Origin of the sequence: Halomonas cupida (assembly GCF_900142755.1) — a bacterium.
Taxonomy (GTDB): Bacteria; Pseudomonadota; Gammaproteobacteria; order Pseudomonadales; family Halomonadaceae; genus Halomonas; species Halomonas cupida.
On the sequence record NZ_FRCA01000008.1, the window covers coordinates 153,222 to 164,330 of the forward strand.

General features: G+C 59.3%; 11 protein-coding genes. 7 read left to right on the plus strand and 4 right to left on the minus strand.

Annotated features, from left to right (window positions below; all coding sequences use genetic code 11):
- Positions 1-28 precede the first annotated feature (28 nt).
- Entirely contained in the window at positions 29-1,399 is a 1,371-nt protein-coding gene (locus BUE38_RS14925) for an aminotransferase-like domain-containing protein (RefSeq protein ID WP_073436035.1), read from the minus strand.
- 395 nt (positions 1,400-1,794) lie between these two features.
- On the opposite strand from BUE38_RS14925, the gene BUE38_RS14930 reads away from it, so the two are divergent.
- Genes BUE38_RS14930 through BUE38_RS14945 form a run of 4 tightly spaced genes read left to right on the plus strand, consistent with a single transcriptional unit; the run spans position 1,795 to position 5,729 of the window.
- Positions 1,795-2,124, plus strand: a complete 330-nt coding sequence (locus BUE38_RS14930) for a hypothetical protein (RefSeq protein WP_073436036.1) — start codon at positions 1,795-1,797, stop codon at positions 2,122-2,124.
- Positions 2,125-2,126: 2 nt separating this feature from the next.
- Positions 2,127-3,485: a tripartite tricarboxylate transporter permease gene (locus BUE38_RS14935; protein ID WP_073436037.1), complete on the plus strand. Its 1,359-nt coding sequence runs from the start codon at positions 2,127-2,129 to the stop codon at positions 3,483-3,485.
- A gap of 47 nt (positions 3,486-3,532) precedes the next feature.
- The gene (locus BUE38_RS14940; RefSeq protein WP_073436038.1) at positions 3,533-4,819 is read left to right on the plus strand and encodes a hydroxymethylglutaryl-CoA reductase, degradative; all 1,287 of its coding nucleotides are present in this window, start codon (positions 3,533-3,535) and stop codon (positions 4,817-4,819) included.
- 4 nt (positions 4,820-4,823) lie between these two features.
- Entirely contained in the window at positions 4,824-5,729 is a 906-nt protein-coding gene (locus tag BUE38_RS14945) for a hydroxymethylglutaryl-CoA lyase (RefSeq protein ID WP_073436039.1), read from the plus strand.
- Positions 5,730-5,778: 49 nt separating this feature from the next.
- Here BUE38_RS14945 and BUE38_RS14950 read toward each other — a convergent pair whose 3' ends face one another.
- The 3 genes from BUE38_RS14950 to BUE38_RS22995 all read right to left on the minus strand — a co-directional run bounded on the left by BUE38_RS14950 (position 5,779) and on the right by BUE38_RS22995 (position 7,973).
- Positions 5,779-7,053 (minus strand): serine hydrolase domain-containing protein, encoded by a 1,275-nt coding sequence (locus BUE38_RS14950; RefSeq protein ID WP_084541969.1) that lies wholly within the window; start codon positions 7,051-7,053, stop codon positions 5,779-5,781.
- Between the two features lie 268 nt (positions 7,054-7,321).
- On the minus strand, positions 7,322-7,783 hold the full coding sequence (locus tag BUE38_RS14955) for an META domain-containing protein (protein ID WP_073436040.1): 462 nt from the start codon (positions 7,781-7,783) through the stop codon (positions 7,322-7,324).
- Between the two features lie 28 nt (positions 7,784-7,811).
- A complete protein-coding gene (locus tag BUE38_RS22995; RefSeq protein WP_159438896.1) occupies positions 7,812-7,973 on the minus strand; it encodes a hypothetical protein in 162 nt (53 codons plus the stop codon).
- A gap of 205 nt (positions 7,974-8,178) precedes the next feature.
- Here BUE38_RS22995 and BUE38_RS14960 point away from each other — a divergent pair, with 205 nt between their 5' ends.
- From BUE38_RS14960 to BUE38_RS14970, 3 genes are all read left to right on the plus strand, one after another.
- Positions 8,179-8,583 carry a DoxX family protein gene (locus BUE38_RS14960; protein WP_073436041.1) on the plus strand — a complete coding sequence of 135 codons (405 nt, stop codon included), beginning with the start codon at positions 8,179-8,181 and terminating at the stop codon, positions 8,581-8,583.
- 206 nt (positions 8,584-8,789) lie between these two features.
- On the plus strand, positions 8,790-10,253 hold the full coding sequence (locus BUE38_RS14965) for an anion permease (RefSeq protein WP_073436042.1): 1,464 nt from the start codon (positions 8,790-8,792) through the stop codon (positions 10,251-10,253).
- 125 nt (positions 10,254-10,378) lie between these two features.
- Positions 10,379-10,822: an NfeD family protein gene (locus BUE38_RS14970; RefSeq protein ID WP_073436043.1), complete on the plus strand. Its 444-nt coding sequence runs from the start codon at positions 10,379-10,381 to the stop codon at positions 10,820-10,822.
- Positions 10,823-11,109 lie beyond the last annotated feature (287 nt).

Here is an 11,109-nt window from a genome sequence, read left to right on the forward strand (position 1 = left end):
GCTTCTGCGTTGGTATGCCAGTAACGCGCTAGCCGCACTCCCGGGCAAGGAAGTTCAGCAGACGGTGGTCCGCAGCATGGGCGATATTCACCCGCATGGCACGTTCACTTCCCTCATCCTGACTGAGCGAGAACAATGGTCCTGGCGCAATGAAGATACCGTGCTGCGAAGCACGTCTGGCGAGGCTCACGGCATCCATGCCCTGGGGAAGTCTGGCCCACAGATAGAGACCACCACCGGGCCCCTGGATGTCCACCACACCAGTGGTGGAGAGCTCCTGCATGGCCACGGCTGTAGCCTTGCTGATCCGATCACGCAACTGCTTTAGATGACGACGATAACGCCCACGCAGCATCAGGTCGTGGACCAGCATTTCAGTCAGTGCCGAAGAGTTGACGACGGTGAGCATCTTGATATCAGTGAGCACCTTGATCAGCGATTCACTGCCGGCGATGAATCCACAACGCAGCCCCGTCGACATGGTCTTGGAGAAAGAGCCGAGATAGATCACCCGCTCGAGGCCATCCAGCGCTGCCAAGCGGGGCGTGGCCCGAGGCAGGATATCGGCGAAGATATCGTCCTCGATCAGAATGACCCCGTGCCGATTGGCGATGTTGACCAGGCGATGCATCTTGCTCAGCGACATGCTGGTACCGGTGGGGTTATGGGCATTGGGCTGCAGAAAGAACAACCGCGGGCGGTGCTGCCGTATATGATCTTCCAGCTGGTCCAGATCCGGGCCGTCCTGTTGCCGGGTAACGCCTACCAGTCTTGCACGTGCCAGTCGTAACTTACCGAACAGCGGGTAGTAACCGGGAGACTCCACCAGCACGGCATCGCCAGGTGCCACGAAATGGCGAATGATCAGATCAAGTGCATGGTTGGCGCCGAAGGTCATCAACAGCTGGGATGCCGAGACGTGCACTGAACGCTCGGCTAGAGTCTGGGCAATCAGCTCACGCAATGCCGGATAGCCCTGGGGCTGCCCGTATTCAATCTCCACCTCATCGTTCTGGATGCCTCCACGCTGTCGCAGACGACGGGCGAGTTCCAGACCAGCCGTCCAGCTGCTGGGGACACGACCATCACCGGCCCGCACACTGAAGCGCCCTGCCAGTTGTTCACGCAACAGACTGACCGTATCGACCGCCTCGGATACATATTCGGTCTTTTCCACCACCTTGAGTGATCGAGGCTGCGTGACGAAGAACCCCGAGCCTCGCCTGGCCTCGAGATATCCCATGGCCGTCAATCGGTCATAGGCGTCAATGATGGTGTTCTTCGATACCCCGAACTGGCGCGCCGCCTCCCGGATCGAGGCCACTCTGGCTCCCGGCTGCAGGCGACCTTCGTCAATGGCCTTGAGGATGGAATCCGCCACTTGCGCCGCTCTGGACATCGAAAGTCTCCTCTATCCGTCCAAACAACTGTACCCATAAAGATGCTGGCACAGTACCAGTCAACTGAACACCAACTGTACCTTTTTCTGCTGGCCATAAGCGGCAATGCTGACCATGTAGCAATCCTGCTGCTGGTGGGTTCTCGTCAGCGGCCTGAGCGATTGGCAGACAACAGGAGCATCAGGCTCCCGAATAACGATATTAACCCGGCATGCTTTCATGTTGGGTTAATGGCGGCACAGGGACGTGCCACCGTCGGCCATCAGGCCGACGCGAGACCGCACCACACCAGCAGATCCCCGCATCTGCGCCAGTGTGGTGTGGACGAAAATCAAATCGATCAGGATGAGCTATTTGATTGCCATGTTAATAACAATAGAACCAGGAAATCATCATGCCAGACTCCACTCCCAGCAGATCGTACCTGCAGGTATGGGATGACACCGTCACCCTGCGTGACCTGCTGCTTTCCCTGATCATCACCACCACACTGTGCCTCGGCGGTTATATCCTCGCCCCTGAACGACCACCCCTGCCGCTGATCCTCGGCCTCAGCGGTGCCCTGCTCGGCTTCGTGACCTCAGCCGTTGCCTTCCGTCCCAAGCGCAGGGTGGATGAAGAGCCCTCAAGCGGGTTGAATGAAGAGCCCTCAAGCGGGTTGAATGAAGAGCCCTCAAGCGGGGTGGATACAAGGTCGCCTGTCGACACAGACCAGGAGGCATGACCATGGATCCCGTTCTCATCCTGCAGATGATCGTCGCGGCGGTCATCGCCGCTGTTGTCTACACCGCTATCGGCGTGGCCCCGGGCACCGACGAGACAGCCGTACTGGCGCCCGTCACTCTGGCGCTGGTCGTGGCAGGAGTTCCGCTGCCGGTGGTGCTGGCTTTCTTCATGGCAGCCATTATCGCCAAGAAACTCACCGATTCGATTCCGGTCGCGGTCGCCGGCATCCCTGGTGGGGTCATGTCGGCCCCCATGGTCGAACACGCCATGATTCTCAAGCGCGAAGGCCAGGCCACGCTATCGATTCGCAAGATGGCCTCCGGGTCAGTGATCGGTACCCTCGTGGCGCTACCGATCAGCCTGCTGCTGGCAGCACTACTGACGCCACTGGCCGATGTCGTCAGCCAGTACGCCAGTCAGGTCTTCTTCGCTGGCGCCATCTTCCTGGCACTGATGAGCAAGGCCCGCTTGATCAGCCTGATCAGCATTCTGCTGCTGGCAGTGCTGATCCAAGCCCTGCGCCATTTCTACTGGGGCATGGGGATCATCCCCGAAAACAAGGTGGTATTCATTTCCTTCTTTCTCGGCATCACCATCGGCCCGATGATGCTCAACCTGCTGCAACTGACGGTCAGCAATGAGCGCGACAAGCTCAAGAGCAGCGAACCGAAGACCATTACGCTGCAGCGTCAGGACGAGGCCGAAAGTCAACGCTGGCCCAATCCGTTCAAGGTCCTGACGCCACAGGAGTCAGCTTCAGCGGCAGTCAGCTCCACCATTGGCTCCGCGACCTTCTTCATGAGCCCGGTCGGTATCACTATCTTCCTGGGGGAAGTCATGTCGAGTCTGGCCAAAGGCAAGGTCGCCAGGGCCTGTCGTGCGATCTCGTCCATGGATGCGGTCACCAACGCCTCCTACATCGCCGGCATTCTGATTCCTCTGGCGGCGCTCGGTATTCCGATGAGTCCGATGGCTATCGGGCCGGGCAATGCCTTCTTCAATGCGCCGCCAGTACTGACGCTGGACAACAATGCTCACCACTTGATGAGCTTCAGCGATATCACCATCGCCAGCATTATCGGTGCCGCCGTTGCCCTGATGCTGACCTATCCCATTGCCGTGCGTTACGCCCGTACCATCTGTGCCTTCGTGTTCCGCCATATCCCTCACGAAGCCTTCATCGGCACCTTCTTTGCCCTCGTCATGCTGCTGGCCTACATGGACGCCGGTACCGTCGGCATTCTCGGTGTGCTGGTGCTGGCGTTGGTCTCCGGCGTACTCAATCGCTGGGGTGTCAACTATGGCGTTCAGTTCATGACACTGTACGCCGCCCCCTGGCTGATGGGCCTGATTGCCTGACAGCCAGCTCGGCTCGGCTCCTTTATCTCTGGCTACGGAAATTCTTCATGACCACAACATCTTCACGTATCCCTGGTTTCTATCGTCTGAGCCTCGGTGAGCGATTCGAACAGGTCAATCAGCGTGTGTCGCTCCCCGAAGCGGCACGTCAGCACTTCGCCAACACCGGCAACCTCAGTGTCCAGACGGCCGATTCCCTGGTCGAGAACGTGATCGGAACCTTCAACCTGCCCCTCGGCATCGCCACCAACATGGTGATCGATAACGAGGAACGTCTGATCCCGATGGTTACCGAGGAATCCTCGGTGATCGCTGCGGTATGCAACGCGGCGCGTCAATGCCGCAGCAGCGGTGGTTTTGTCACCAGCTATTCGGCCCCGGTGATGATTGCCCAGGTACAGCTCACCCAAGTGCCCAACCCGGCATTCGCACGTCTGCGAATTCTCGAGTCGATTGAGCAGATCCGCCAGATCTGCGATGCCACCGATCCTGTGCTGCTCAAACATGGGGGGGGATTGCAGGATATCGAGGTACGCCAGATCGACGATATGCTGGTTGTGCATCTGCTGGTCGATGTCCGTGACGCCATGGGAGCCAATGCGGTCAACTCGATGGCCGAGGCAGTAGCGCCGTCTCTCGCCGAGTGGAGCGGGGGCAAGGCCGGCCTGCGCATCCTCTCCAACCTCGCGGATCGCCGTGTGGCCCGCGCACGTGCCATCTGGCGAATCGCCGACATTGCCGTTGAGGGACTGAGTGGCGAGGACGTGCGCGACGGCATGTTGTCAGCCTATCGATTCGCCGCTCTCGACCCCTACCGTGCCGCCACACACAACAAGGGCATCATGAATGGTGTCAGCGCCATCGTGCTGGCCACCGGCAACGACACCCGAGCCGTCGAGGCCGGCGCTCATGCCTACGCCGCACGGCATGGCAGTTACAGCTCGCTCAGCCACTGGGAGTGCGATGCGGATGGCAATCTGTGCGGCAGTCTGGAGCTGCCCATGCCCGTAGGTCTGATCGGAGGCGCCACTCGCCTGCATCCCACCGCTCGTTACAGCCTCGATATTCTCGGCGTCTCCAGCGCCGAGCAACTGGCCCGCACCATTGCTGCCGTGGGACTGGCACAGAACTTCGCGGCCATGAAGGCGCTGGCCACCACCGGCATCCAGAAAGGTCATATGGCCCTGCATGCCAAGAATATTGCCGTGATGGCGGGTGCTGAAGGCGAGGAAATCGATGCCATCGCCAGCGCTTTGGTCAAAGGGGGTAAGGTACGTATGGATATTGCCGAGCAACTCCTCGGCGAACTACGCGCCACCAGTGAGCGGAGCTGAGTTCATGACCCTTCCTACTCATGTCGAGCTGGTAGAGGTCGGACCTCGCGACGGACTGCAGAATGAGTCGTCCACCATCACTACCGAGACCAAGCTCGAGCTGATACAACGTCTGGCCAACAGTGGTCTGGAGCGTATCGAGATGACCAGTGTGGTCTCTCCACGCTGGGTGCCACAGATGGCAGACCACGAGGCGGTCATGTCCTCCTTCGCAGGGAAGACCTCCGCTCGCCGCTACAGTGTTCTGGTACCCAACCGACAAGGGTTGGAAAGTGCCATGGCCCAGGGCGTTCGCGAGGTTGCGGTATTCACCGCAGCCTCCGAGAGCTTTACTCAGCGCAATATCAACGCCAGCATCGAGCAGTCACTGCGCCGCTTCGAGCCAGTCATGCGGATGGCAGACGAGCATGGCATCAACGTCCGAGGCTATGTGTCCTGCGCGCTCGGCTGCCCTTACGAAGGCCAGATGGACGCCACAAGGGTTGCGGATGTCAGCCGCGCCCTCTGGCAGATGGGCTGTCGCGAGATCTCTCTCGGTGACACCATCGGCATCGGCACACCTCTGGCGGTGAAACGCATGCTGGAGGCAGTGCTACGGGATGTGCCGCTGGAGGCCACCGCGGTACATTTTCATGATACCTATGGCCAGGCGCTCGCCAATATCTACGCCTCCCTGCAGGAAGGTGTCACCGTCATCGACTCGGCGGTAGCCGGACTGGGAGGTTGCCCTTATGCCACAGGGGCCAGCGGTAATGTAGCCACCGAGGACGTGGTCTACCTGCTCAATGGGCTGGGAATCGAGTGCGGTGTCGACCTCGCCAACCTCGTCGAGACCGGCAACTGGATCGCCCATCACCTGGGGCGAGACAACAGCGCCAAAGCCGCCCGAGCACTGACTTCCGCGGCCTGAAGCAGATTGCCCCGCCCATGGCGGGGCGACTTCGTGGCTGACACCGCTCTCATTCACTTGCCGTCTGCGGCGCTTCAATACGCTCGACGACAGCATCGAAGAATGCCATGGGGTCGATGACTTCCTTGCCTACCGGCTTGGGCTCGGCGGCGTTCTGGGCAATCACTATGTCATGAGCCGGATTGACGTAGACATACTGTCCCTGGATACCCACCGCAGAATAGGCCTGATCCTCTCTGGACGGCGCAGTCCAGCCGGTCCACCACATATAGCCATACTCCAGCGCCTCACCGTCCGACAGCGTAGTCGGCTGGGTAGCTTCCTCGGTCCAGCCATCGGGCAACAGGCTCTCCCCGTCAATAACACCACCCTCGAGCATGAACTGGCCAAAGCGTGCATAGTCCCGCAACGTGGCACTGATACCGCTGCCACCGATTTCCACTCCATCCGGCGACTCCAGCCACCAGGTAGCGTCATTCTCCATGCCCCAGGGCTGCCAGAGTTTTTCCGACAGATACTCGGACAACGGCCGGTCGATGGCGCCATGAATGACCTCGGCGAGAATCTGGGTTTCTCCGGTGCTGTAGTTATTGACGCTCCCCGGTTCGGCTGCACGCTCCAGATTGGCCATGACGTCCATTGCCCCGTCGGGCTGTTGGGCTATCTGGGCGCGCAACAGATCGCGGCGATCGGAATTCACATCGGTGTAGGTCTCGTTCCAGGCAACCCCTGAGGACATCATCAGAATGTCTCTCAGGCTGACGCCATCATAGGCACTCCCCTTGAGCGCCGGCACATAGTCAACCACCTGTGCATCCAGCCCATCGATCAGGCCATCCTTGATCGCCATCCCCGCAAGGGTCGAAGAGATCGACTTGGCAATCGACATCGACATCCAGCGAGTATCACGATCATTGCCACGCTGATAGGTCTCATAGACCACCTCGCCATCCTTCAGCACCACCAGCCCGGTGACATTGTTCAACGCCAGGTAGTCGTAGATATCGTACTGCTCGCCATCCACCTCGAAGGTCAGGCCATCGATGGATGCCTCAGAAGCTGACAACTCACGTGGGCTATCCCCCGCCTCGATGACTCGAGACGGAAACAGGCGGTCAATATTGCGGTAGGTGTTGACCGCCATATCGGGGGTGAGGTGGCCGCTGTACACCGCTTCGACATCGCCGATGGGCTCTTCGGCATGACGATACTCATTGGCCACGGCGGTTGCCGACAGCACCAGCACCAGCGGCAGCGCCGTCAGAAGCGCTAATCCGGCAGTCCAACACTGACACCGGCGCTCGTGAATCCCACGATGACTCATCCCGCCACTCCTTGTCGTTGTTTGAAAACAGACAGTTAAAAAACCAGCTCGAAAAAACCCGCTTGAAGCGGATTGTGATGATTGGCGATGTTGGCGTCATCAAGATGCCTGAGAGCACTGAATAGGCGTCAAGAATATTCACCAGCAGAATCAAGCTAGTCAAATAGCTGAACAACAACAAGAGTGGAAAATGAGTGACAACTGCACGGGTGAACGGGGCATCACCGGGATGCCCTCGGTTCAGATCATCAGCCGGCAGAACCAGCCATTACTTGCCGAGTCGGAAGCCTCCGAGCACCAGAGAGTTGGGTCCGAAAAACACCAGACGATCGTGATCGATCAGGTAACGGTAGGCATTATCGAGCATATCGTGCACGCGCTGCGCATCTTCCGCCTGCGGACAGGCCCGCCGCGTGGATGCCAGGTCACCAAACTCGATGCGCTGATTGTCACCGAAACTCACGGTTCCGCTGAGCTGGTTGCATCCATCACTGCCACTGACACGACCACTGCTGTCGACCTGAAACCAGGGTGTGGCAGGCATCGAGAGCTTTTCATTGGTGCCCACCAGCAACAGGTTCCAGCGTTTGCCGACCACCGGGCTGGAAACGTCACCTGACATGCCGCCGTCCCCGTCGGCCAGGTCAGGAGTGGATTGGCTTGAACAGGCGGACAGCACCAGCGTGACCGCAGCCAGTGAGATCAGGTGGCGAAGTCGTAACGGTGTCATGATAACTTCCTTGCTTCAGTGGGACAGTTCAGTAGGCCAGCAATATGCTATTAACATGGCAATCAAATAGCTCATCCTGATCGATTTGATTTTCGCCCGCACCACACTGGCGCAGATGCACGGATCTGCTGGTGTGGTGCAGTCTCGCGTCGGCCTGATGGCCGACGGCGGCACGTCCCTGTGCCGCCATTAACCCAACATGAAAGCATGTCGGGTCAATCAGCTGTAGAATCACAATACAGTAAGGTAGTTGGGCAGATAACACCGCCCATGCCGGGCTGCAGTATGCCTGGCTTGTGAAGCATCCGAAAGGCCCGGGCCCCTTCCGGCCCCGGATGGACCTGCCGCCTCGCGGCTGATACCACCATTGACGACCAGGGAAGAAGGATACCGTCATGCTGAAAGCCCTCCAGAACGAAGCTCTCGGAAAGCTGGTACTGCGCCTGGCATTGGGCACAATGATCCTGCTTCACGGCATCAACAAGTTGATCAATCCCGGCAGTCTCACCTGGATAAGCGACACTCTCGCCTCCCACGGATTACCGACCGTACTGGCCTATGGCGTGCTGTTGGGAGAAGTGATCGCGCCCTTGATGGCCATTCTCGGCTGGAATGCGCGCATCGCCGGGCTGTTGATAGCCGGCAACATGCTGGTGGCCATCTACCTCTCACATATGAGCGAGCTGTTCACATTGACCAGCAGTGGCGGCTGGGCACTGGAACTACAGGGCATGTTCCTGTTCGGCGCCATCGCCCTGATGTTCCTTGGCAGTGGCCGCATGGCCATCAAGCCGGATTGATCCTGCCCAGACTCTCTTGCGGTTTTCTCGCCTGACGGGCACCGCTCCGGTAACCGTCAGGCCAGGGACCGACGTGGCCAGTCATCACCGAGCCTATTGATGCAGATCAGAGGCCTGTCCACCGGGCTGTGCATTAATATTCAGGCCCTTTTCTGACGCCCCAGGGACTGGGGCGAAACTCCACACTTCTCGTCAGGAGGCGCCGCATGCGTCCCTTCGCTCCCATCCCCGCTGGCATTTCGGTGATTCTGGGGCTGGTCATCTGGTATGTGATTCCCGTTCCCACAGGCGTATCTCCTGAGGCCTGGCATCTGCTGGCCATCTTCGTCGCTACTATTGCCGCAATCATCGGCAAGGCCATGCCTATCGGCGCGCTGGCGATAGTTGCCATTACCGTGGTTGCCCTGACCGGCGTCACCAACCCCGACAGCCCCAAGGCAGCGATACAGGATGCACTATCCGGTTTCTCCAACCCGCTGATCTGGCTGATCGGCCTGGCCATGATGATATCCCGAGGCCTGGCCAAAACCGGACTCGGTAACCGGATCGGCTACGGCTTCATTGCCATGTTCGGCAAGCGTACTCTTGGCGTCGGCTATGCCCTGACCCTCGCCGAGCTGACCATAGCGCCAATCACTCCCAGCAATACCGCACGCGGTGGTGCCATTCTGCACCCGATCATGCGCTCCATTGCCGATAGCTTCGGTTCTTCTCCACAAGAGGGCACCAGCGGCAGGATCGGCCACTATCTGGCATTGGTGAACTACCATGCCAATCCGATCACTTCTGCCATGTTCATTACCGCCACGGCGCCCAACCCTCTGATTGTTGACCTGATCAGCAAGACCACCGGCGGTGACTTCAGCATCACCTGGACCCAGTGGGCGCTGGCGGCGCTGCTTCCCGGCCTGGTGGCTCTGTTGGTGATGCCGACGGTGCTTTACTTCCTTTACCCTCCGGAACTCAAGCATACGCCCGATGCCTCCCGCTTCGCCCGTGGCAAGCTTGATGAAATGGGGCCGCTATCCACGCCGGAAAAGATCATGATCGGCGTATTCCTGCTGTTGCTGTCGCTGTGGGCCGGTATTCCTGCCATGCTGTTGGGCCCCGCCTTCTCGGTCAACGCCACAACCGTGGCCCTGCTGGGTCTATGCGCGCTGTTGATCAGCGGCGTACTGAGCTGGGAAGACGTGCTCAAGGAAAAAGCCGCCTGGGATACCATCGTATGGTTCTCGGCACTGGTCATGATGGCGTCCTTCCTCGGTAAACTCGGCCTGATCAGTTGGTTCTCCGACGTTATCCAACAGGGCATCGGCAGCTTCGAGCTTGGCTGGTTCGGCATGGCGCTGGCACTCATGGCAGTGTACTTCTACACCCACTACTTCTTCGCCAGCACCACCGCGCATATCACCGCGATGTATGGCGCCTTCCTGGCCGCCGGTATCGCCCTGGGCATTCCGACCATGTACATCGCCCTGCTGCTGGCCGGAGCCTCCTCACTGATGATGTCGCTGACCCACTACGCCACCGGCACTGCACCGATCATTTTCGGTTCCGGTTATGTCGAGCTGGGTACCTGGTGGAAGGCCGGCTTCATCATGAGCCTGATCAATCTGACCATCTGGATAGTGGTCGGTAGCTTGTGGTGGAAGGTGCTCGGCTACTGGTAAACCGGAAAAGCAAAATATCCACAGCCCGGCAGCGGCTGGCGGACATCTTGCGATCCCCACCAGTGCAGCGCAGAATCGAAGGGGAAACTGGATGCCTCCTTCCCGAGCCACTGTGAGAGTCAACAATGGACCTGCTGAGCCCCACTGTTCTGTGGCTATTGGTCGCCCTGGTCAGTCTGGTATTCGAGTTGTTCACCGGGGCCTATGTGCTGCTGGCCATTGCCCTGGCGGCAGCCCTGACATCCGTCGGTGCCTGGCTGGGTCTCGATCTGATCGGACAGCTGGCCGTACTGGCCGTTGGCTGTGGCATTCTGGTGCCATTGGCCATTCATCGCCTGAAACATCGTCCACACAAGTCCGACTTTGGCGTTGCCGGTGCCGGGGCTGGTACCGGCCAGCATTTCGTGGTCACGCTCCGTGACTATGACAGCGCCTCCTGCATCAAGCTCGACGGTGATCTCTACCGCGCCGTTCTTGAAACCCAACCCGAGGCAGCTCCGAGCCCCGGAGACAAGGTGGTACTGGTGCGTTTCGACGGCAATCAGGCGATTGTCAGCCCCGCCCCTTGAGATCCAATCGTGCCATTCGAAGCCACAAGGGTTCCGGCGACAAGGTTGTATTTGCCGCATCCATCGGCAGGCAAACCTGAATGGATACATCAACCAACTGCCACACCCGTTACATGCGGCACTATTAACATGGTAATCAAATAGCTCATCCTGATCGATTTGATTGTCGTCCGCACCCCACTGGCGCAGATACGCGGATCTGCTGGTGTGGCGCGGTCTCGCGTCGGCCTGATGGCCGACGGCGGCACTTCCCTGTGCCGCCATTAACCCAACATGAAAGCATGCCG